1 protein-coding gene (only partly in view) is annotated in these 26,226 nt (G+C 66.8%); it reads right to left on the bottom strand.

The annotated features are described in order from the left end of the window. Positions 1-26,226, bottom strand: the 5' portion of a protein-coding gene (locus AU193_RS12440) for a non-ribosomal peptide synthetase (RefSeq protein WP_082682951.1). The gene continues 3,843 nt to the left of window position 1, outside the view; only the first 26,226 of its 30,069 coding nucleotides appear in the window; it begins with the start codon at positions 26,224-26,226; the stop codon falls past the left edge of the window.

Raw genomic sequence — 26,226 nt, 5'->3', positions numbered from 1 at the left:
GGCCATGTTGTAAACCGCTGAAGGACCGTGCAGTTGGTCGAGGAACCACAGCCTGCTCTGAGCGAACGACAAGGGGATCACGACGGGCCGATCGCCGGACAGGACCGGTGCACGTCCCCTGGTCGACCCGGCGACCCGGGCGGCGAGCTGGGTGATCGTGGGCGCTTCGAACAGAGCGCGAACGGTCAGGCCGGCGTCGAGCCCGGCGTTGACGGAGGCCACCAGGCGCATCGCCGACAGCGAATCCCCGCCGAGGTCGAAGAAGGAGTCGTCGATGCCGACGCGCTCGACACCCAGCACGTCGGAGTAGATGTCGGCCAGAATCTCTTCGACGGCGAGTGTCGGGGCGCTATAACGTTCTGCGGTCACGTATTCGGGCGTCGGCAGGGCTCGACGGTCGAGTTTGCCGTTGACCGTCAACGGCAAGGTGTCGAGGGTGACCACGACGGCCGGCACCATGTAGGCGGGCAGTCGACGCGCCAGCTGGGCGCGGATCTCGTCGGCGTGCGCCGTCCCGGTGACGTAACCAACGAGGCGCGTGTCCCCGGGACGGTCCTCCCGGGCGATCACAGCCGCCTGCTCGACACCGGCCACTCCGGCTATGGCGGTGCGCACTTCGCCGAGTTCGACGCGGTAGCCGCGGATCTTGACCTGCTCGTCCGCGCGGCCGAGGTATCGCAGCTGCCCGTCGCTGCCCCACTGCACCACGTCACCGGTGCGATACATCCGAGATCCGTTGCCGCCGAACGGACACGCGATGAACCGTGACGCCGTGAGCCCGGGCCGGCGCCAATATCCCACGCCCACACCGTGACCGGCCACATACAGCTCGCCCACCGCCCCCACCGGCACCGGCCGTAACGCGCCGTCGAGCACGAACAGCGCGGCGCCCGGCACCGGCGCACCGATCGGCACCGGACCGGGCGCCGGGGTCAGCGGTTCACTGATCGTCGCGTACACCGTTGTCTCCGTGGGCCCGTACGCGTTGACCACGGCTCGGCCCGGTGCCCACCGATCGACCAGTTCCGTCGGGCAGGCCTCACCTGCGACCACAAGTGCGGTCGACCCCAACACCGCGGGCGAGAGCATCGCGGCAGCCGACGGTGTCTGGCTCAGTACGCTGACGTCCTCGGCGACGAGCAGGGCTTGCAGGTCCTCAGGTGAGGCCGCAACAGGCTCGGGCACCACGACCAGCCGGCCACCGCGCAGCAGTGCGGCCCAGATCTCCCACACCGAGACGTCGAAGGCCAGCGAGTGCCATTGCGCCCACACCGACCTCAGCGGCAGCCCCATGCCCAGCGAGTCCAGGTGCTGAGTGACGTTACGGTGCGTGATCGCAACACCTTTGGGGATTCCAGTGGTCCCGGAGGTATAGATGATGTAGGCCAGGTCGTCTGGTGTGGGCGGCGGTAAGGCCTCGCGCGGTTGGGCGGCGATCGCGGGGTCGTGCACGTCGATGACGGGAAGACCGCAATCGTCCAACCGGTCGCGCAGTTCTGCGGTGGTGACCGCGGCGATCGGCGCGGCGTCCCCGGTCATGAACGCAATCCGGCTCGCGGGCAGCGCCGGGTCCAGCGGCAGGTAGGCCGCTCCGGTCTTGAGCACCCCCAGGATGGCCGCGACGGCCTCGGCGGACCTCTCCAACAGCAGAGCCACACAACGTCCGGGGCCGGCTCCCCGGCCGATCAACAGATGCGCGAGCCGGTTCGAGGCTTCGTCGAGTTCGCGATAGGTCCACGAAGTTTCACCGCAGCTGACGGCGACGGCCTCGGGTGTGCGCGCCACCTGGTCTGTCCACAGCGCCGGGATCGACAACGATTCGGCGCGCATCCCCAGCACCGTCCGGTTACCGAACCGGTTCAGCCGCTCGTGTTCGTCGGCGTCGAGGGCGTCCAACGACGAGATGCGCTGGGCGGGAGCGGCGGTCATCGCCTGTAGGACCCGCTGCAACAGTTCGGCGAGCCTGTCGATTTCGGGTGCGTCGAACACGTCGCAGTCGTATTCCAAACGCAGACGCAGGTCCTCGCCCGCTCGGGCTTGAAGCATCAGCGGATAGTGGGTGGACTCACGGCCGACGATATCGGTGATGGCCAGCTCGCGTGCTTCGGTCAGCGCGTTGGTGTCGACCGGGTAGTTCTCGTAGACGACGATGGTGTCGAAGAGTTGGTCATGACCGGTCAGCCGATGAATCTCGCTGAGCGCCAGGTGCTGGTGTTCCAGGGTCTCGACGTGGGCGCGTTGCAATCGGCCGAGCAGATCGGCCACGGTGGCCACCGGGTCGATGTCGACTCGCACCGGAACGGTGTTGATCAGCAGGCCCACCATGGATTCCGCGCCTGCCAGGTCGGAGGGACGCCCGGATACCGCAGCGCCGAACATGACATCGCGGTTGCCGGTCAGCCAGCTCAGCAATTGCGCCCAGGCGGCTTGCAACACCGTGTTCACGGTGGAGCGTTGTGCGCGAGCGAAGTCGCTCAACGCCTTGGTATCACGCTCAGCCATCCGGATTTCGGCGGTGCCCCGCGCCCCGCGGTTCAGCGATCCGGGCCGGCCAACGAACGTGGGAGTGTCGAATCCGGCCAGCACCGCACGCCAGGCGGCGCGGGCCGCATCGAGGTCTTGTCGGGCGAGCCAGACGACGAATTCGCGATACGGCGCCGCCGCGGGCAGCCGTTGCCCGTAATAGCCGGCGAATATCTCCTGCATCAGGATCGGCAACGACCATCCGTCGAGGACGATGTGGTGATTGGTCAACACGAACCGGTGGCGGTCGGTTGCGGTGCGCAGCAGGGCCGCCCGGAAAGCCGGGGGTCTTGTGAGGTCGCAGACCGCCGTGCGTTCGTCAACGCACACCTTGCGAACGACTTCTTCGACGTCCCGTCCGCCGTCGAGAGCGTTCACGTACTGCCATCCGGGGGCGGGGTCCGCGGGAATGACCTGCACCGGGTACTCGAATTCGGTGCAGAAGTGCGCGGCCAGATGCGGATGGCGGGTGACCACTCCGTGCAGGGCGTCTCGCAGGCGGTCGCAGTCCAGCGGACCTGCGATGGTGATGTCGAGTTGCATGGCGTAGACGTCGTCTGCGACGACGCCGTTCTGGGTATGGAACAGCAGACCCGCTTGGAGCGGGGTGAGCGGCAGAACGTCGGCGATACGGTGGCCCGACTGGAGTTGGTCGAGCTGCTGTTGGTTGAGGCGAGCCGGAATGATGTCCGACGGGGTGAGCCCGCCGCCGCCCCGGTCCACATGCGCGCACATGCCCCGCACCGCCTCGAAGAACAGCTGACAGAGCCTGCCGACCCGCGTGTGGTCGAGCAGCGAGGGCGCCCAGGACCAATCGGCCTGCAGCCGAGGGCCGCCGTCGGTCTCGACGATCGCGGCGTTGAGTTCTACCGCGTGGGGCAAGGGCATGGGCACCGCCGCGGCTGCTTCGGCCAGGGCGAGCCCTTCTTCGCTGATGCGCCAACCTTCCGCGGGTAGCTGCGCGGCGCTCGCGCCGAGGCGTCCGAGGTAGTTGAAGCCGATCGTGGGGTCGGGCCCGAAAGGCGCGGCGTCCGAGTTGAGATAACGCAGCAGCCCGTACGTGATGGGATCGGGGTGGGCACGCAATTGTTCCTTGACGTCTGCGATCACGGCGCCGAGGCGGCCCGCACCGGTGACGACATGTCGCCAGTTCAGCTTCGCGGCCTGTAGCGAAACGGGATGCTTGGTGGTGAACCAGCCCACCGTTCGGGAGAGATCCACATCGGTGGCGATGTGCTCGCAGCGACCGTGTTCCTCGACGTCGATGCCGATCGGCCCCGAGCCGAGAAACTCGTTGCACGCCAAGGCCATTGCGATCAACAGGATGTCGTCGAGCGCGCAGTGAAGCGCTGCGGGCACCTCTGCGAGCAGCGCGCGCGTGGCGGCGGTATCCAGTGATGCCGACAGGTGTTCGGCACTGGCGTACGTGTCGCGATCGGGTGAGGGCGCAGGAAACGCGAGCGGTGCTGCCGTCACGCGCATCCACGTGTCAGCTTGTGCGACAACCTCTTCGGTGTGGGCATACCGGCTCAGTATCGACGCCCACCTCAAGAATGAGGTGCCGACGGAGGGTAGGGCGATGTGTTCACCACCGCGGTGTTGAGCCCACGCGATGTTGAGGTCTTCGATGAGGACCGGCCACGACACCGCGTCGACCGCGAGGTGGTGAATGATCAACGCCAAGTCCCCGGTCGCCGGCGCCCAGACCGCGGCCAGCACGGCCCCGGCGCCCGGAGCCAGCCGCGCGCGTGCTGCGGTGAGCGTCTCCCCGGTGAGCGCCTGCACGGTTTCCAGGCACGCCTCGGCACGGATGGATCCGGGCTCGGGCACATCCAGTTCCCAGCCGTCGCCGTCGTCCTCGCTGACCCGCACCCGCAGCATGGCGTGGTGGTCGAGCAGTGCCTGCAGCACCGACACCACGTCGGCCTCGCTCGCCCCGGTCGGGGCGTGGACGACGATCGCCTGATTGAATTCGCCGACGGGACCGTCGATGTCGTGCAGCCAGTGCATGATCGGTGTGGGCACCACCCGGCCGACGCCGATATCGTCGGCGTCACCGGTCGCATCGGCCAGTGTGACCATGCCTGCCAGTCGGGCCACGGTCTGCTCGACGAAGACATCACGGGGCCGACAACGCAGGCCGGCGGCGCGAGCACGGGCCACCACTTGCATCGACAGGATGCTGTCCCCGCCGAGGTCGAAGAACGAGTCGTCGACGCCCACCCGCTCGAGGCCGAGGACCTGCGCGTATATCCCGGCCAGGACCTCTTCGACAGCGGTTGTGGGGGCGCGATATCGGTCGATGTCGACATATTCCGGTACGGGCAGGGCGCGGATGTCGAGCTTGCCGTTGACCGTCATCGGAATCGATTCGAGCGTCACGACCGCGGTCGGCACCATATAGGCGGGTAGCCGCTCGGCCAGCGCGGTGCGTACCTCGCCGGGGGCGGCGGTGCCGGTGATGTACCCGACGAGGCGCTTGTCACCCGCGCGATGTTCGCGGGTGATGACGACGGCCTGTTCAACACCGTCCAAAGCGGCCATCGCGCTTTGGATTTCGCCGAGCTCGATGCGGTAGCCGCGGACCTTCACCTGCTCGTCGGCACGCCCCAGATATCGCAACTGGTCGTGACGCCAACACGCCAGATCCCCGGTGCGGTACATTCGCGTGCCCGGTCGACCGAATGGGCAGGCGATGAACGACGATGCGGTCAACCGGGCTCGGCCGAGATAACCCATCGCCACGCCGCGGCCGGCCACATACAGCTCACCGACCACACCGCGCGGCACCGGACGCAGCCATTCGTCGAGTACGAACACCGCCGCGGTGGATACCGGTGCCCCGATCGGCGCCGCTCCCGAACCCGGGACCAGCGGCGGGCTCATCGACACGTACACGGTCGCTTCGGTGGGGCCATAGGCGTTGATCACCGTGTGCCTTGGGGCCCACCGGTCGACCACGTCGGCCGCACACGGTTCCCCACCGAGGAGCACCGTTGTCGGCTCCAACGCCTGCGGCGACAGCGCCGCCGATGCGGACGGAGTCTGCGTCAGCACCGTGACCCGCTCGCGGCTCATCAAGGCGTGGAAATCGTCTGGTGCGCCGACGGTTTCGTCAGGAACGACGACCAGCCGTCCCCCGCCGAGCAGCGCCGCCCAGATCTCCCACACCGAGAAGTCGAACCCGTAAGAATGACATTGCGTCCATACCGGTGCGCCCGGCAGCGAGGCCGGGGTGGACTCGGCGAGATGAGCCAGATTCCGATGAGTGACGGCCACTCCCTTCGGGGTTCCGGTGGTGCCCGAGGTGTAGATCAGGTACGCGATGTCGTCGGCCGTCGGTGCGGCGGCCAACGGTGTGCTCGGGCACAGGGTGACGGCGGGGTCGTCGACGTCGACGATCACGACGTCGAGATCGTTCAACTTCTCGGCCAAGGCGGCCTTGGTGACGACCGCGGCAGGAGCGGCGTCGTCGATCATGAACTCGACGCGCCGACGAGGATGAGCCGGATCGATCGGAAGGTACGCGGCGCCCGTCTTCAGCACCGCGAGCATCGCGACGATCGCCTCCCAGCAGCGATCGAACATCAGCGCGACACATGCGCCACGTCCGACACCTCGCCCGATCAGCAGGTGCGCCAACCGGTTGGCCGTCTCCTCGAGCTGACGGTAGGAGAGGGATCGGGTTCCGTCGCTGACCGCCATCGCGGCCGGCATCCGAATCACATTCTCGGCGAACAGCTCCGGCACCGACACCCCGGCCGGTACGGGACCGTTCAACACCCGCCGGTTACCGATCGCGTCCAGCCGGTGGTGCTCATGCGCACCGAGCAGGTCTGTCTCCGAGACTCGGCGGCGGGGGTCGGCGGTCATCGCGGTCAGCAGCCGTTCCAGTCGATCGACGAGTGCTTCGATGCTCGCGAGATCGAATATGTCGGTGCGGAACTCGACCGCTCCCCAGATGCCGGCCGGTTCACCGGAGTCGGTGAAATGCTCTGACAGCGAGAACGTCAGATCCGCCCGTGCGGTCTGGGTGTCGGCCGACAGCCGATCGACCTGCACATCGTCGAGCGCCAGGACGGTCGACGGGTCGGCGGTATGCCCGTCGAGGTTCTGCCAGGCCACCAAAACTTGGACAAGAGGGTGATGCGCCAGTGACCGTACCGGATTGAGCCGCTCCACCAGCACCTCGAAGGGCAGGTCCTGATGTTCGAAAGCCGCCAGGCTGCGTCGACGCACTTGATCCAGCAGTTCGACGAAACTCGGATCCCCGGTCAGATCCACTCGCAGTACCAACGTGTTGACGAAGAAGCCGATCAACTCGTCGAGTGCGGGGTGGGTGCGACCGGCGATGGGGAAGCCGACCGCCACATCTGGACTGGCACTCAGTCGGGACAGCAGCACCGCCAGCGCGGTCTGCATCACCATGAAGCTGGTCGCGTTGCACTCGGCGGCCACCGAACGGACCTGATGCTGCAGGTCCGGCGACCACGCCACCGTCAGGGTCTGGCCGCGTTGATCGGCAACGGCCGGATAGGGCCGGTCCGTGGGCAGCGCCAGGCGTTCGGGCATGCCGGACAACGTTCGCATCCAGTAGGCCAATTGGGCCGAGATCGGGCTGTCACTGTCGTCGAGCTCACCCAGCCGTGCACGCTGCCACAGGGTGTAGTCCACGTACTGCACCGGCAACGGCGCCCACTGCGGGGACTGCCCTCGCCGCCGCGCGGCATACGCCACCGCGAGATCCCGCACCAACGGCGTCACCGACCACCCATCAGCGGCGATATGGTGCACCACGCCGACCAGGACATGGTGATCGGGTGATATCCGGAACAGCGTTGCCCGCAGGGGTATTTCGGATGCCAAGTCGAAGGTCTGACGCGTGGCCAGACCGACCGCCTCCGCCAACCGCTCCGCCGACCACGCCGCCGCGTCGACGTGTGCCCAACTCGCAGCGGCCTTCTCAGCGGCGACCACGACCTGGTGTGGCGTTCCGTCATGGGCGGCGACGAGCGTGCGCAGGCTCTCGTGGCGGCCGACCACGTCGGTGAGCGCAGCACGTAGCGAATCCACCTCCAGCCGCCCCCGCAGCCGCAGCGCGATCGCGATGTTGTAGACCGGCGAGGGCCCCAGGAGCTGATCGATGACCCAGAGTCGACTCTGGGCGAACGACAGCGGAATCATCTCGGGCCGCTGCTCGGCCGCGGAGAGCGGATACGGATCGGGCTCGGTGACGAGGACGGGGGCCAGCTGGGCGACCGTCGGTGCGTCGAACAGGGTCCGCACCGAGATGTCGGCGTCGAGCGTCGTTTTGATCGTTGCCGTCGCCCGCATCGCCGAGACCGAGTCACCACCCAGGTCGAAGAAGGAGTCGTCGACGCCGACGCGCGGCAACCCGAGGACTTGGGCGAAGATTCCGACCAGAATCTCTTCGAGAGCCGTTGTGGGGGCGCGGTATCGGTCGATGTCGACGTACTCCGGGGCGGGCAGCGCGCGGGTGTCGAGCTTGCCGTTGACGGTGACCGGAAGGGCGTCGAGCACCACCACCGCGGACGGCACCATATATGACGGCAGCCGTTCCGTAAGGGCGGCGCGGCACTGTCCCGGGTCGGCCGAGCCGGTGATATACCCGACGAGTCGCTTGTCTCCGGGGCGGTCCTCGCGGGCTATGACGACGGAATGTTCGACTCCGTCGAGCTCCGAGAGCGCCGCCTGCACTTCGCCGAGTTCGATACGGTAGCCGCGGATCTTGACCTGTTGGTCGGCTCGCCCGAAATAGCGCAGTTGCCCGTCGGCGCCCCAGCAGACGAGGTCGCCGGTGCGGTACATCCGCGCACCGAATCCGTCGAACGGACACGCGACGAAGCGTGACGCCGTCAAACCCGGTCGGCGCCAATATCCCACGCCGACGCCGCGGCCGGCCAGATACAACTCCCCCACCACGCCGACCGGCACCGGCCGCAGCCATCCGTCGAGAACGAAAAAGGCGGCGCCCGCTACCGGGGAGCCGATCGGCGGCGACCCGGAGCCCGCCGCCAGCGGTGCGCTCTTGGCCAACCACATCGTCGTTTCGGTAGGACCATAGACGTTGATCATCGTCCGGCCAGGTGCCCACAGATCGACCAGCTCGGCCGGGCACGCTTCGGCGCCGATGACCAAAGCCGCTGGACCCAAGCCATCGGGCGTCAATCCCCGCACAGCAGAGGGGGTTTGAGTCAGCACAGTGACGTTCTCGCGCGCCAGCAAGGCATGAAAGTCGTCAGCGGAACGCGCAAGTGACTCGGGCACCACCGCCAGACGGCCCCCGTGAAGCAACGCCCCCCAGATTTCCCACACGGAGAAATCGAAGGCGTAGGAATGGAACTGCGACCACACCTGTCCGGGTGTCAATTCGAAACCGACATCGAGCGCGTCGAAGAGTTGCATGACGTTGTACTGCGTGACCGCAACGCCTTTGGGCACACCCGTGGTCCCCGAGGTGTAGATGATGTGGGCGATGTCGTCGGGCGCCGGTGCGGGCAGCGGGGTGCTCGGTTGGGAGTCGATCAGCGGGTCGGCGATATCGACGACCGGCAGATCGCACTCGCCGAACCGGTCCGCCAATTCGGCGGTGGTGACGGCAGCGATCGGGTCGGCGTCCTCACAGACGAACCTGATCCGGGCAGGCGGATGTCCGGGGTCCAAGGGCAGGTACGCGGCCCCTGTCTTGAGCACCGCCAGGATCGCCACGATCGCCTCTGCACACCGCGGAAGCAGCAGCGCCACCGAGTCTCCGGGGCCGGCCCCTTTGTCGGCGAGCAGGTGGGCCAAACGGTTCGACGCCTCGTCGAGTTCGCGATAGGTCCATGCGGATTCACCGCAGCTGAGTGCGAAGGCCGACGGTGTGCGCGCCACCTGCGCCGCGAACGCGACGGGTATCGACACCGGTGACGAGGGTTGCTCCAGCACCGCCCGGTTCCCCAGTCGGTCCAGATGGGCATGCTCGTCCTCGGCGAGCAGATCGACCGACAGCAGCCGCCTCGTCGGGTCGGAGGCCATCGCCTCCAACATCCGCTGCAAGCCTCTCACCAGCTTGTCGATGGCGACCGCCTCGAACATGTCGGCGTCGAACTCGAGACGGAGGGCGATTTCGTTGCCCGGCATCGCCTGAAGCGTCAGCGGGTAGTCGTTGCGTTCACGCGTGACGAGGTCGGTGACCGTCAATCCGTCGGCCTCGACGAGCGCGGATGTGGTTACCGGGTAGTTCTCGTAGACGAACAGGGTGTCGAAGAGTTGGTCGCATCCCGCGATGCGGTGAATCTCGTTGAGCGCCAGGTGCTGATGTTCGAGGGTTTCGGTGTGCGCGCTCTGAAGTCGGGCGAGCACGTCGGACGTGGTGGTCTCCGTTGTGAACGTGGCGCGGACGGGAACGGTGTTGATCAGCAGACCGATCATCGACTCCGCGTCGGGCAGATCCGCCGGGCGCCCGGACACCGCGGTACCGAACACGACGTCATGGTGGCCGGTCAGCCACACCAGAAGCTGCGCCCAGGCCGCTTGCAGTACGGTGTTGACCGTGGTGCGCTCGGCGCGCGCCAACTCCTCGATTGACCGAGTGATCCGTTCGGACAACCGGAACGATTCGACACGTCGGCGGCCACGCCGATTCGGCGGGGCCACCAACGTGGGAGTGTCGAATCCGGACAGTACTTCGCGCCAGGCCGCGCGAGCGCCATCGAGGTCTCGATCAGACAGCCAGCTGACGTACCGGCGGAACGATCCGGGCGCCGGGAGTCGGTGACCGAAGTAGCTCGCGAACATCTCCTGCGCGAGGATGGGAAGTGACCAGCCGTCGATCACGATGTGGTGAAAACTCAGAACGCACCGATGCCTGTCGTCCGCCGTCCGTATCAGCGCGACACGGAATGCCGGCGGGTCGTCGAGGCGGCAGACCGCAGCGCGCTCCTGCGCGCATACCCGTGCGATGTGTTCGTCGGCTTGCGGGCCGGCGGCCGCCACGTCGACGTAGCGCCACCCGGGCCTGGCATCGCCCGGGATGATCTGGATGGGCGGGTCGTACTCCTGGCAGAACCGGGAGACCAGCTGCGGGTGACGAACCGCGACGGCACGTGCGGCCGCTTGGAGGCGGTCGGTGTCCAGCGGGCCCGCGATGGTGATGTCGAGTTGCATCGCGTACAGGTGGTCGTCGTCGCCCAGCACGGAGTTGGCGTGGAAGAGCAGACCTTGTTGCATGGGGGTGAGCGGGAGGATGTCGGCAATGCCGAATTGTCGCTCGAGGTGGTCGATCTGGCGCTGATCGAGCCGGGCGGGAAGGATGTCGGAGGGGGTCAGTCCGCCGCCGCGGCTGCGCACGTGCGCGCAGACGCCGCTCAGGACCTCGGCGAACAACCGGCTGAGTCTGGCGATCTCGGAGCTGTCGAGAACCGAAGTTGCCCAAAGCCATTCGACACGCAGCTGTGGAGCTTCGTCGATATCGACGATCGCGGCGTTGACTTCCACGGTGTGTGCCAAGGGCATGGGTATCGCGGCGGCGGCGGCGCTCACCGACACTGCGTCCCGACTGACGCGCCACAGGCCACCATTGTCCTCGGTGCCGGCATCCTGCAGCCGGCCCAGGTAGTTGAATCCGATCGCCGGGTCGTCGTCGGGCAGGTCGATGTCAGCGTTGAGGTAGCGCAGCAGTCCATAGGTCAATCCGCTGGGCAGCCCGCGCAGCTGTTCCTTGGCGGCTTTCACGGCTGCGCCCAACGTCTCGTCGCCGGCGAGGACCTTGTCCCAGCGCAGCCCATTCGTCGCAAGAGCGACTGGGTACTTCGCCGTGAACCAGCCGACGGTCCGCGAAAGATCGATGTCGGGTGCGAGGTCTTCCTCGCGGCCGTGGACCTCGACGTCGATCGCGAGGGGATCGCGATGAGCGAGGAACTCCGACAACGCCATTCCGTAGGCGATGAGCAGAATGTCTTGTATCGGAGCGTGGAACGCGGCAGGAACGGCGTCGAGGAGCATGCGGGTCGTGTCGGTGTCCAACGAGCTCGTGAGATGTCCGGCGCTGGCGTAGGTGTCGGCGTCGTCATCGGGTGCGGGCAGCGCGGATGGCGCCGTTGCGACCTGCTTCCACTTGTCGGCCTGCGCCTCCACGCCGGGGTCGTGGGCGCGATCGGCGAGCAGCGCGGACCACCGCCGGAATGAGGTGCCTGCGCGCGGCAGAGTCACCGGATGTCCGCTGTGGTGTTGACCCCAGGCGATGTTGAGGTCTTCGAGCAGGATGCGCCATGACACCGCGTCGACGGCCAGATGGTGAACGATCAGCGTCAGTTGGCCGCTGTCGGATACCCACAAAGCGCTGAGCATCCGTCCGCCGGCCGGATCCAATCGCGATCGCGCCGCTGCCAGCGCCTCGCCGGACATCTCGTCGACCGCTTGCACACACGTTCCTGCGTCGACCGAACCCGGCTCCGGCGTGCTGAGCGTGTCACCGGCGACCCGGAGCCGCAACATCGCGTGGCGATCCAACAACGCCTGCACCAGGACGACGACGTCCTTGTTGTTCACCCCGGTGGGTGCTTGCAGCACCAGCGTTTGATTGAACTGTCCGACGGGGCCTTTCATGTCGGCCAGCCACCGCATGATCGGGGTTGCCGACACGTCACCGACACCCTCGTCGACGGGACCGTTGTCGACGGTGGCCACCCGGGCGACGCGGGCCAGCCGTGCCACGGTCTGCTCGACGAAGATGTCGCGTGGCCGGCAGGCCACACCCGCGGCGCGAGCACGCGCGACCACCTGCATCGACAGGATGCTGTCGCCTCCCAGATCGAAGAAGGGGTCGTCGACGCCGACTCTGTCGCGGCCCAACACCTGCGCGTAGATACCGGCAAGGATCTCTTCGACCGCATCGGCCGGTGCGCGGTACGGCTCCCCCTGATGGTCCGGCGCAGGCAGTGCACGAATGTCGAGTTTGCCGTTGGCAGTCAGCGGCAACGCGTCGACCGCAATCACGTTGTGCGGCACCATGTATGCAGGCAACCGTTCACCCAGTGCAGCGCGTGCCGTACGCGGATCTGCCGTTCCGGTGAAGTAACCCACCAGGCGTCTGTCACCGGGGCGATCCTCACGGGCGACGACGACTGCCTGCTCCACACCGTCCACGTCGGCCAACGCCTTCTGGATCTCGCCGAGTTCGACGCGGTAGCCGCGGATCTTGACCTGCTCGTCGACGCGTCCCAGATAGTGCAGTTGGCCGTCCGGGCGCCAGCACACCAGATCGCCGGTGCGGTACATCCGCGCGCCCCGCTGCCCGAAGGGGCACGCCACGAATCGGTTCGCGGTCAGCGCCGACCGCCCGATGTAGCCACACGCCACACCCGCTCCCGCGACGTACAGTTCGCCCACCGACCCGGTGGGCACCGGCCGCAGCCATTCGTCGAGCACGAACAGGGCCGCATCCGATACCGGTGAGCCGATCGGCGCTCCCGACCCCGCCGCCAGTGGTGCGCTGATGGCCACGCACATGGTGGTCTCGGTCGGTCCATAGGCGTTGACCATCATCCGCCCGGGGGCCCACTGATCCACCACCTCGGCCGGGCACGCCTCGCCGACCACCACCAGGGCCGCTGCGTTCAGTCCGTCACGCGGCAGCATTCTCACCGCCGACGGCGTCTGCGTGAGCACGCTGATCCGCTCGGAAACCAGCACGCTGTGGAGATCGTCCGGAGAGGCCGTCACGTCTTCGGGTATCACCACCACTCGACCACCGCGCAGAAGCGCACCGAAGATCTCCCAGACGGAAACGTCGAACGCCAGTGTGTGGCACTGCGGCCATACGCCCGGTCGAGGCAAGCCCGCATCGAGTGACGCCAGCAACTGGGTCACGTTGGAGTGCGTGACGGCAACACCTTTGGGCGTTCCGGTGGTACCCGAGGTGTAGATGATGTACGCAAGACCGTCGGCATCGGGTGTGGGCAGGGTGGTGTCGGGGAAGGTCTCGATGGCGGGGTCGTCCAGATCGATCAGCTGCAGGTCGCTTTCGCCGAATCGCGGACGCAAATCGGAGGAGGTGATCGCGGCGATCGGCGCGGCGTCGGCCACCAGGAACTGGACTCGCGCACTGGGAAGCGCGGGATCGATCGGCAGGTAGGCGGCACCCGTCTTGAGTATCGCGAGGATGGCCACGATCGCTTCGCCGGATCGTGTCAGCATGAGGGCCACGCATCGGCCGGGCCCGGCTCCGGAGCCTACGAGGAAGTGCGCCAGACGATTCGACGCTTCGTCGAGCTGTCGATAAGTCCACGTGCGATCGCAGCAGGTGACCGCGATCAGCTCCGGCCTGCCTGCCACATGCTCGGCGAAGATCGCCGGTATCGATACGCGAGCATTGGACGGTGCGGTCAGTGCCGCGCGGTTGCCGAAGGCGTCGAGTCGCGTGTGCTCTTCGGTGTCCAGCACATCCACCGTCGACATCCGCAGCCCCGGGTCCGCCGTCATCGTCGTCAGAACGCGCAGCAGCCGTGCGACCAGGGTCTCGATCGTGGCTTCGTCGAAGACGTCGGTGCGGTATTCCACGGTTCCGCCGATACCGTCCAAATCACCGCTGCCCATCCACCGTTCGGACAGGGAGAAAACCAGGTCCATGCGGGCACTGTGGGTCTCCACCGGTATCTGACTCACCTGCAGCTCGCCGAGCGCCAAGCCGGTTGGCGAACTGCTCACGGCTCCCGTGGAACCCTGCCAAGCCAACGCAACCTGAACCAACGGGTGGTGGGCGAGGCTTCGGTCCGGGTTGAGCCGATCGACCAAGAACTCGAAGGGCACGTCCTGATGTTCGTACGCGCCGAGGCTGCGCTGTCGTACGTGCATCAGCAGCTCCGCCACGGTCGGGTCGCCCGCCAGATCCACCCGCAACACCAACAGGTTGACGAAGAAGCCGACCAGCGAGTCGAGGGCCGGGTCGCTACGCCCGGCGATCGGAAAACCAACGGCGACATCGCGACTGCCGCTGAGCCGGGACAGGACCACTGCCAACGCGGCCTGGACGACCATGAAGCTGGTCACCCTGCATCGGACGGCCAGATCGTTCACGCGCCGCTGGATGTCGGCCGGCCAACTGACCTCGACCGTGCCCCCGCGCAGGTCGGCGACGGGCGGGTAGGGCCGATCCGTCGGAAGCGTGAGCCGTTCCGGTAATCCCACCAACGCATCCCGCCAATAGGCGAGTTGCTCGGCGATCAGACTGCCGCCGTCGTCGAGGTCACCGAACAGCGCACGCTGCCAGAGCGTGTAGTCGACGTACTGCACCGGTAGTGGCGCCCAATCCGGTGGCCGTCCAGCGCAACGGCCGGCGTAAGCGACGCTCAGGTCGCGAACCAGTGGCGTGATAGACCAGCCGTCGGCGGCGATATGGTGCACCACGCCTGCCAGTACATGTTCGTCGTCACTGATCCGGAAGAGCGCTGCACGCAGGGGTATTTGGCTGGACAAGTCGAACGCTCGCCCTACCGCGTCCTCGATCGCCTCCGTCAGCCGACTGGCCGACCAGGCGGTGGAATCGACGAGCCGCCAACCGAAATCGGCTCTATCGGCACTGATGACGACCTGTTGGGGCACGCCCCCCTGAGCCGGGAACACGGTGCGCAGAGTCTCGTGACGGGACACGACGTCGCCGAGCGCCTCACGCAGCGCCTCGACATCCAGCCGTCCCCGCAGGCGCAATGCCACCGCCATGTGATACACCGGCGAAGGACCCTGTAGTTGTTCGAGGAACCACAGCCGGTTCTGGGCGAACGACAAGGGGATCGTCGGCGGTCGCGCACCGGCGAGCAAGGGCGTGCGGGGTATCGCTTCGCCGCGGATGCGGAGTGCCAGTTCGGCGACGGTCGGAGCGTCGAACAGCGTCCGGATGGAGAGATCGGAGTCGAGAGCGGCGTTGATCTCGGCGACCGCACGCATCGCCAGGATGCTGTCGCCGCCGATGTCGAAGAACGAGTCGTCGACGCCCACCCGGTCGAGTCCGAGGATGTGCGCATACGTCCGTGCGAGCATCTCCTCGACGGGTGTGGTCGGAGCGCGGTACTGCCGGCCGCCGGGGTATCCGGGCATGGGCAACGCGCGAGCGTCGAGCTTGCCGTTGGGCGTCAGGGGCAACCTGTCCAGGAGGACCACGGCCGAGGGGACCATGTACGCGGGCAGCTGCTCGGCCAGCAACGTCCGCACGCCCGGTAGATCGACTGTCCCGGCGGCTGTTTCGGTGATGTAGCCGACGAGGCGCTTGTCACCGGGACGGTCCTCCCGCACGATCACCGCGGCCTGGTCGACACCATGCAGCGCGGTGAGTGCGCTGCGCACCTCGCCGAGCTCGATGCGGTAGCCGCGGATCTTCACCTGCTCGTCGGCTCGTCCCAGATACTGCAGTTGCCCGTCGTGGCCCCACCGTACGAGGTCGCCTGTGCGATACATTCGTGCACCCGCTGCGCCAAAGGAACAGGCGACGAATCGCGATGCCGTCAGGCCGGATCGGCGCCAGTATCCGACCCCGACGCCGTGGCCCGCCACGTACAGTTCGCCCACCGCACCGGCGGGAACTCGCCGCAACCAGCCATCGAGGACGAACAGCGCCGCGCCCGGAACCGGTGTGCCGATCGGCACAGGGTTCGACTCTGCGGTCAGGGGTGCGCTGATCGACGCGTACACCGTGATCTCGGTCGGGCCGTAGCCGTTGACCATCACCCGGCTGGGTGCCCACCGTCGCACCACCTCGGGTGGGCAGGCTTCACCGGCCACCATCACGTTCACCGCTTCCAAACCCTCGATGGGAAGCGCCTGTAGCGCTGACGGCGTTTGGCTCAACACGTTGACGTGTTCGCTGCGCAGCAGGGTGTGGAAGTCTTTGGGTGAGCGCGCGACGGCCTTGGGCACCACGACGAGTCGCCCACCGAACAACAGAGCACCCCAGATTTCCCAGACCGAGAAGTCGAATGCCAGCGAGGCGCTCTGCGTCCACACCAGATGCGGGCCGAGTTCGAAGCCCGGAGCGAGACGGTCGAAGAGCCGAGTCACGTTGCGATGGTCGACCGCAACCCCTTTCGGCACGCCGGACGTGCCCGACGTGTAGATGATGTGAGCGATGTCATCGGCCGACGGTAGGGGTGGCGGCGTGTCCGGCGCCGTGTACGCCGCGGCGTCGTCGATCAGGATGTGCGCGACATCGAGGCCGCTCAACCCGTCGGCCAGGTCCGCGGTGGTCAGAAGCAGGCTCGGTCGGGCATCGGCGACGATGAACTCGATCCGCGTCCGCGGTACGGCAGGGTCGATCGGAAGGTAGGCGGACCCGCTCTTGAGGACTGCCAGGATCGCGACGACCGCCTGTGCTGAGCGCTCCGCCACCAAGGCGACGCATCGCCCCCTACCCGCGCCTCGCTGGATAAGTAACTGCGCCAATCGGTTCGACTTCTCGTCGAGCTCGCGATACGAGATGCTCGAGGCGGTGTTGTCTGTGAAGGACACCGCCACCGCCTCCGGCGCACGCTCAACCTGGGCGGCGAAGATCGCGGGAATCGACGCCGGCTCGACGGGTGTGGTCAGCGTCGCCCGGTGTCCGTACCCGTCCAACTCGGCCTGTTCGCCGCCCTCGAGCAGATCGATCGACGACAATCGACGCGTCGGGTCTGCGGCCATCGCCTGCAGCACAAGGTGCAATCGATGTCCGAGCCTGTCGATCTCGGATGCGTCGAAGACATCGGTGTCGAACTCGAAACGCACACCGAGTTCGCTGCCGGGGTGAGCGACGACCGCCATCGGGTAATGCGTCGACTCGCGGCCGGTCACGTCGGTGATCGTCAGGCCGTTGCTGAGTAACGCCCGCGTGTCGACCGGGTAATTCTCGTAGACGAAAACGGTGTCGAACAGCGGATCATGGCCGGTGATGCGATGGAGTTCGGCCAGCCCGACGTGCTGATGCTCCAGAGTCTGGTTGTACCCGCGCTGAAGTTGCGAAAGCAGCTCGGTCACGGTCATCGACGGAGTGATCCTGGCCCGTACCGGTACGGTGTTGATCAGTAGTCCGACCATCGATTCGGCGCCTACGACATCGGCCGACCGCCCCGAAACCGCCGTCCCGAACACGACATCGTGTGATCCCGTCAGCGACATGAGCAGCTGTGCCCACGCAGCCTGCAACACGGTGTTGACGGTGGTGTGGCAGGAGCGCGCCAACTCGCCGAGCGCGCTCGTCGTCTCCTGGGTTACCTGCACCGCGAGGTTGCCACGCGGACCGAGCTTCAGGCGGTTCGGAGACCCGACGAGGGTGGGTGTTTCGACGTCCGCCAGGACTTCACGCCACGCGGCATGTGCAGCGGCCGTGTCTCGGCCCGCAAGCCACGTGACGTACCGGCGATACGACGCCGCGGCGGGAAGATCATGCCCGTAGTAGCTCGCGAAGATCTCCTGAGCGACGATGGGCAACGACCAGCCGTCGAGCACGATGTGATGATTGGTCAACACCAACCGGTGGCAATCTGGTCCGATTCGGATCAATGCCGCCCGCAGGGACGGCGGCCGGGCCAGGTCACAGACCGCGGCCCGTTCATCGGCGAGGAACTGCGAAATACACTGCGAGACATCGACATCGACCCGCCGACGTGTCGAACCCATCGGCCCGCCTTCACGCGGGGACGGGAGGGGCGTCGAGACGGTGACGGGCCGGGGGGGTCGGCTGCCCGCCGCCGTGGCCAAGCCCGGGTCGATGTCGACGTCCATGCGGTTGGCATCGGCGTCGAGGAGACTCCACGGTATTTCGGGTTGTGTGGGGATGATCTGAATCGGCCGGCTATATCGGCCGTCGAAACGGGCGGTGAGATTGGGGTGGCGCGCGGCGACGGCGTCGATGGCATCTCGGAGGCGCTCGGGATCGAGCGGGCCGGCGATCGTGATGTCGAGTTGCATCGCATAGACGTCGTCGCCCGCGTTGGTCGTAGCGCCCGCGTGGAACAGCAAGCCCTCTTGCAGAGGGGTGAGCGGAAGGACGTCGGCGACGCTCCCTTGCTCTTGCAGTTCGTCCAGTTGGCGTTGGTCGAGGTTGAGGGGAGCGATGTCGGAAGGGGTGAGGCCGTTGCCGCCGCTGTTCACGTAGGCGCATATTCCGGCGAGCGCCTCGAACCAGAGTCGGTTGAGGTGATCTACCTGCGTTTCGGTCAGTGCCGACGGCGCCCAGGTCCAATTCGCCTGCAGCCGAATGCCTTCGCCGGTGTCGATGCCGGCCACGCCGAGTTCGAGCGTGTGCGTCAACGGTGTGGGCACGGCCGCCGCGGTCGTGGCCAGTGCCATGGTTTCCAGGCTGATGCGCCAGCCGTTTTCAGATGCCGACGACGATTCGGCATCCAGGCGCCCGAGGTAGTTGAAACCGATCGGCGGGTCGGGCCCGGTGAGCTCGGTGTCCGCACCCTGGTAGCGCAGCGCTCCGTACGTCCATCCGTCGGGCGCCGCGCGAAGTTGCTCTTTCACGCTCTTCGCAAGCGAGCCCAGCGCCGGGGCACCGGTTACGACTTCGTGCCAGCGCAATGCCCCCAAGGACAACGCGACGGGATACTTGGCGGTGAACCAACCCACCGTGCGCGACAGGTTCAAGTCGGGCGCCAACTCTTCGTCACGACCATGGCCTTCGATGTCGACGGCGATCGTCTCGTGGTCGCCGAGAACCTCTCGGCACGCCAGCACGAAGGCGATCAGGAGAACGTCTTGCACACCGGTGCGTAACGCCGCGGTCGCGGTCCCCAACAGCAAGCGAGTGACGTCGGCGTCCAGCAATGACGACAGGTGTCCCGCACTGGCATAGGTATCCGTTTCTGGCCGAGGGGTGGGCAGGGCAGGGGGCGTGGCCAGTACCGTCCGCCAATATTCCGCGTATAGGGTGACTTCCGGACCGTCTGCGAGTTCGTCGAGCAAGGCGGCCCATCGCTGGAACGAGGTGCCGCCGTGCGGCAACTCGATGGGTTCTCCGCTGTGGTGCTGGGTCCATGCGATGTTGATGTCTTCGAGCAGAATTCGCCACGAGACGGCATCGACGGCCATGTGGTGCATTATCAACGCCAGTTCACGTGCCGTGGGCGCCCACAGGCCGACCAGCATCACCCCCGTCTCGGGACTGAGCCGGGATCGCCCCTCCCGCAATGTGTCTGGTGTCAACGCTTCGACCGTTTGCAGATGGGCGTCGACGTCGATCGAACCGGCTTCGGGCACGCTCAGTGACCAGCCGGAGTCACCGCGTTCGGCGCACAGACGCAACATCGCGTGGTGGTTCACGAGGGTCTGGAGAATGCTGGAGATGTCGGCGCGCGTGACCGCGGCCGGGACCTGCAGGATGACGGTTTGGTTGAAGTCGCCGACCGGGCCGTCGACCCCGGCCAGCCACCGCATGATCGGGGTGGCGGTGATCGGGCCGGTGCCTTCGTCCACCGTTTCGGGCTCGGCGTCAGCGACCCCGGCAACGCGCGCGAGTCGGGCAACGCTCTGCTCGATGAAGACGTCGCGAGCGCGACACCGCAGACCCGCCGCGCGGGCGCGCGCAACCACCTGCATGGACAGGATGCTGTCGCCTCCGAGGTCGAAGAACGAGGCATCGACGCTGACCCGCTGCAGGCCTAGTACCTGGGCGTAGATGCCGGCCAGTACTTCTTCGACCGCATTGGTGGGGTCGCGGTGTCGGCTGATGTTGTCATAGACCGGTGCCGGTAAGGCCCGGGCGTCGAGCTTGCCGTTGACGGTCAGCGGCAGCGTTTCGAGAACGACGATCGAGGCGGGAACCATGTAGGCCGGTAGCCAGTCGGTCAGGGTGGCGCGTGCGGCAACCGGATCCACCGTCCCCGTGGCGGTTTCGGTGACGTAGCCGACGAGGCGCTTGATGCCGGGCTGATCTTCGCGGGCGATGACGGCCGCCTGTCCGACGCCGTCGAGGGCTGCGAGCGCGGCCTGGACTTCGCCGAGTTCGATGCGGTAGCCGCGAACCTTGACCTGCTCGTCGGCACGACCGAGATAGTCGAGCTGGCCGTCCGTACGCCAGCGCACCAGATCACCGGTGCGATACATCCGCGTTCCGGGCTGCCCGCACGGGCAGGCGATGAACCGCCCGCTGGTGAGTCCGGGCCGGCGCAGATAGCCGACGCCAACTCCCTGGCCGGCGATGTACAACTCACCGACTACGCCGACCGGGACGGCTTGCAGGCGGTCATCGAGTGCGAACAGCGCCGCGGTCGACACCGGTGCCCCGATCGGCGCGGGCCCCGAATCCGCGCTCATAGGCGTGCTCATCGACGCATAGACAGTGGTCTCTGTGGGTCCATAGGCGTTGATCACCACCCGCCCGGGCGCCCATTGGTCCACGACGTCGGCAGGGCAGGCCTCGCCTCCGAACAGCACCGCGATGGCCTCGAGGCCCCGCGGGTCGAGTGCCTTTGCTGCAGAGGGCGTTTGCGTGAGCACGGTGACCTGCTCGCTCACCAGTAGGGCGTGGAATTCCTCCGGTGACGCCGTCACCGCTTCCGGCACGACGACCAGCCGGCCACCGCCGAGCAGGGCGGCCCAGATCTCCCACACCGAGAAGTCGAACCCGTAGGAATGACACTGCGTCCACACCTGCGGCGTAGGCAGTTCGGATGGTGTCGAGGCGGCGAGATGGGCCAGATTGCGGTGAGTGATGGCCACTGGCTTCGGGATTCCGGTCGTGCCGGAGGTGTAGATGACATATGCGATGTCGTCGGGCGTCGGTACCGGCCGATCGAGGCTGGGTTGTGTCTGCGGAACCGGGTCGCCGATGTCGAGAATGGTTCCGTCATAGCTGTGGAGGCGTGGACGCATAGCGGCAGCGGTGATCACGACGACGGGTGCGGCGTCTTCGAGCATGAACTCGATACGGCTGTCCGGGTAGGTCGGGTCGATCGCCAGATACGCCGCGCCGGTCTTGAGCACCGCGAGCATGAGCATTATGGCTTCGGCGGTACGCTCCGACAGCAGCGCGACGGTCTCTCCGGGAACCGCCCCGTGGCTGAAGAGCAAGCCGGCCAACCGGTTCGACATCTCGTCGAGCTGACCGTAGGTCCACGTGGTCTCACCGCATGTAACGGCGGTCGCGTCCGGGCAGCGTGTCGAGTACTCGGCGAGCATATCCGGAACCGACACCGATGCCACCGAGGCTTCCCGCAGCGTCACCCAGTTCCCGATGTGGTCCAGTCGGGCGTAATCATTCGCGTCAAGCACGTCGATCGACGACAACCGCGCGGTGGGCTGACCGGTCATGATCGTCAGCACCCGCTCGAAACGCTCGAGCAGGGTATTGACAGTCTCGGGCTCGAAAACGTCGCTGCGAAACTCGGCAACAACCGAGATGCCCTCGGGCTCACCGCTATTCGTCCAGCGGTCGGCTAGAGAGAAGGACAGGTCCATGCGCGCGGTGCGGGTCTCGACCGGGACCTGGGTGATTTCGAGATCGCTCAGCGCCAACGCTGCGGCGGGGTCGATGCCGCCGGGCAGGTTCTGCCACGCCAGGAGCACCTGGACCAGCGGGTGGTGGGCGAGACTCCGGGTCGGGTTGAGCCGATCGACCACCGCCTCGAACGGCACGTCTTGACGATCGTAGGCGTTGATGCTGCGCCGACGGACCTGCGCGAGTAGTTCTTCGACCGTGGGATCACCGGTCAGATCCACCCGCAACACCAGTGTGTTGACGAAGAAGCCCACCAACTCATCGAGTGTTGGATCGCTACGTCCCGCGCTTGGAAATCCCACCGCCACATCGGCGCTGGCGCTCAACCGGGACAGCAACACCGCCAGGGCGGCCTGCGCGACCATGAAACTCGTGGCGTTGCAGCGTGCGGCCATGTGGTGGATTCGCTCTTGCAGCGCCGTCGGCCAGTCGACCTTCACCGTGGCGCCCCGCTGGTCGGCCACCGCGGGGTAAGGACGATCGGTCGGAAGCTGGAGGCGCTCGGGCATATTCGCCAGCTCCTCCTGCCAGTACGCCAGTTGGGTGGCGATCGGACTGTGACCGTCCTCGAGATCACCGAGTTGCGCGCGCTGCCATAGCGCGTAATCCGCGTACTGAACGGGCAATTCCGAGAACTCGACTGTGAGGCCCTGCCGTCGGGCCTCGTACGCATCGGCGAGGTCCCGCGCCAGCGGTGTCACCGACCAGCCATCGAAGGCAATGTGGTGTATCACCAGTCCGAGGAGATACCGGTCGGGGCCGGTTGCGTAGATCTGGGCACATATCGGGATTTGGTTCGCAAGGTCGAATTCGTGGCGGGCCAAGGCACTCAGCGCGTCGAGCGCATCGTCGTCCGCCATCCTCTCCACCACCGGGGTCTCCACCGGGCCGCAACGCCACATCCCGGCTCGGGCGGGCAACACCTGCTGGCAGGGCACACCATCGCTCTGCCGATAGACGGTTCGCAGTACCTCATGGCGCGCGATGACGTCGTCGAGTGCCGCGCTCAGCGCCTCGACGTCCAAGGGACCGTCGATCCTGAATGCGGTGGGCATGTTGTAGGCCCCGGGCTGCAACTGGTCGAGAAACCACAGCCGGCGTTGGGAGAACGACAAGGGAATCGCCGCGGGACGCTCGGTGGCGACCAACGGCGCACGGCGGCCATCCCCACTGCTGACATGCGGTGCGAGCAAAGCGACCGTCGGTGCGTCGAACAACATTCGCACCGACAGGTGGGCGTCCATGGCTTCGGCGATGGCGCCGATTGCCCTCATCGCCGACAACGAATCCCCGCCGAGCTCGAAGAACGAGTCGTCGACCCCAACCCGGACGAGCCCTAGCACCCGCTCGAAGATGCCGGTGAGGATCTGCTCGGTCGGCGTGGTCGGCGCGCGGTAACGGTTTTCGCTTCGTTGTCCGGGGGCGGGCAGCGCTCGAGTGTCGAACTTGCCGTTGGGCGTCAACGGCAGCGCATCGAGCGCGACGACGGCGCTGGGGACCTCGTAGGCGGGTAGCCGCTCGACGAGCGCGGTGCGTGCCGCGACCGGATCGGCGCTGCCGACGATGTAGCCGACCAGACGCGTTTCGCCGGGACGGTCTTGTCGGGCGATGACGACGGCGTGCTCCACGCCGGGCAGGCCGGTGAGCGCGGCGCGTATCTCGCCCAACTCGACTCGATAGCCGCGGATCTTGACCTGCTCGTCGGCGCGGCCGAGATAGTGAAGCTGGCCGTCCGGACCCCAGCGCACGAGATCGCCGGTGCGATACATCCTCTGTCCTTGCGCTCCCGCGCCGCCGAACGGACACGCGACGAACCGCGACGCCGTAAGACCGGCCCGACGCCAGTACCCGAGACCCACCCCCCGACCGGCCACATAGAGCTCACCCACCACACCGACCGGTACCGGACGCAGCCAGCCGTCGAGCACGAACAACGCGGCGCCGGCCGCGGGTGAGCCGATCGGTGGCTCACCGCAGCCCGCTCGCAGCGGCGCACTTCTCGCCGCACAGATGGTTGTCTCGGTGGGCCCGTAGCCGTTGACCATCACCCGCCCGGGCGCCCAGCGATCCACCAGGGCGGCCGGGCAGGCCTCACCGGCCACGAGTACCGTCAACGACTCCAAGCCCACCGGTGAGAGCGTCGCCAGGGCCGAGGGAGTCTGGCTCAATACGCTGACGTCGGCGGAGCTCAGCAACGAGTGGAATTCGTGCGGCGAGCCCGCTATCTCGTCGGGGATCACGACGAGCCGACCACCGTGCAGCAACGCTCGCCATATTTCTTCCACGGAGGCGTCGAATCCATAGGAGTGCCACTGCGCCCACGCGCGTGCGGGTAGATCGCTGTCGGCCGGCTGCAGCAGTTGTGTGACACTGCCATGCGTGATGGCCACGCCCTTGGGTTCACCGGTGGTGCCAGACGTGTAGATGAGGTGGGCGATGTCGCTGGAGTCAGGTGCCGGTAAGGCGCCGGCGGAGTGCGCGTCCGCGGCAGGGTCGTCGAGGTCGATGACCGGTAGCTCACTTCCCTGCAGCAGGTGTCGAATTCCGGCCCGGGTGATCACAGCGACCGGGCCGGCGTCCTGGAGCATGTACTCGATGCGCCGCGCGGGAAGCGCGGGGTCGATCCCCACATACGCGGCGCCGGTCTTGAGTACCGCCAGGATCGCGATGACCGCTTCCGCGCAACGGGGAGACAGCAGCGCCACGTATCGCCCAGGACCAACGCCGCGCGTCGTCAGCAGATGCGCGAACCGGTTCGACATCTCATCCAGTTCGCGATATGTCCAGAAGCGTTGCCCGCATTCAAGAGCGACCGCCGTGGGCGTACGGGCGGCCTGCATGGAGAACAGCGCCGGAATCGACGGCGATGCCTGCATCCGCTCGCGCAACGCGTTGGCGTGCCCCAGTTCGCTCAGGTTGGCGCGCTCACCGGCTGGGGTCACGTCGACCGACGACAACGGCCGCGTGGGTGTCGCGGCCATCGTCTCCAGTATCGTCTGCAGCCGCGAAGACAGGTCTGCGGCCGCGAAACTGGAGAACGGCTGGCCCATTCCTGCCGAGCAGAACATCTGTTCGCGGCCCACCCCGAGGAAGAACAGACCGAAATGCTCGACCGGTCCGAACGTTGTGTATGTCGCCGTCGCTGGAACGCCGGCGAAATCCAGCGAGAGCCTCGATGGGATGAAGTTGAGCACCACCCGATTCGACGGCCGTGCGCCGAGGGTTTGCCCATAGCCGCTGAGTGTTTGCAAAGGGAAACGCTGATGGCGCAATGCTTCCCGGATCCGCGTGTCGACCTGGACCAGGAAGTCGGCGACCGCGCAGTCCGGCGGTGTGCGCAAGACGAGCGGGACGACCCCGGCAAGCATTCCTGGGAGCAAGCTGGACGTCGGGGTGACACGCCTGCTGACCGGGAAGTCGAGCACCACTTCTGAACCAAAGCCACTGAACTCGCGCACCAGCAGGGCACAGGCCGCGGTGATCACAGACGTCTGGCGAACGCCCAGCGCTTTTGACAACTCTCGGACGCGGACATTCAAGGATTTCTCGAAGGCGATCGGCGTCGACGGCCGATGTGAACCGGCCCCTCCCGCAGCCGGCGCCCACCGATAGATCTGCTCACAGCCCGAGGACAGAGTGCGGTTCCAGTAGGCGCGATCGTCGGCGTAGTCCGCCGACTCCTCATATTGCAATTCGGAGGTGACGAGGTCCTCTAGTGACCCGAATACCGCGGGCGAGGGTTGTGCGCCGGAAACGAGCGCGGAATAGATGGCGGCGATGCGACGGCCGACCAGCCCCATGCTCATCCCGTCGATGACGATGTGGTGGCAGCAGGCGAACCAGTAATACTGGTCGATCCGTGTCCGGAATAGGCTGAAGCTCAACAGCTTTCCGTCGAGGGGCATCGGCGTTTGCTCGATCGAGGCGGCTATGGCGCGCGCTTCGGCTACGGGGTCCGCTGAGCCGCATAGGTCGTATGATTCGAGTCGGACGTCTGAGTAGTCGATCGGCTGTTGACGTACCTGACCGTCCTTCTCCACGAATGAGGCCCTGACCGCCTCGGCTTCGAGAAGGCCTAGCCTGATTGCCTTTTCAAGGACGCCGGGTTCGATGGCGCCGTCGATTTTCACGAACATCCCGAGCTGCCACTCTGTAGTTGAGTGACCCGATGCGGTCGCGAGCCAGATGTCCAACTGTCGCCGAGTCAGCGGCAATGCCCGGTATTCGTGTCGCAT

The organism is Mycobacterium sp. GA-1285 (assembly GCF_001499905.1).
Taxonomy (GTDB): domain Bacteria; phylum Actinomycetota; class Actinomycetes; order Mycobacteriales; family Mycobacteriaceae; genus Mycobacterium.
Note: the sequence above shows the minus strand (reverse complement) of the source record. Positions and strands in the feature narration are given on the sequence as shown.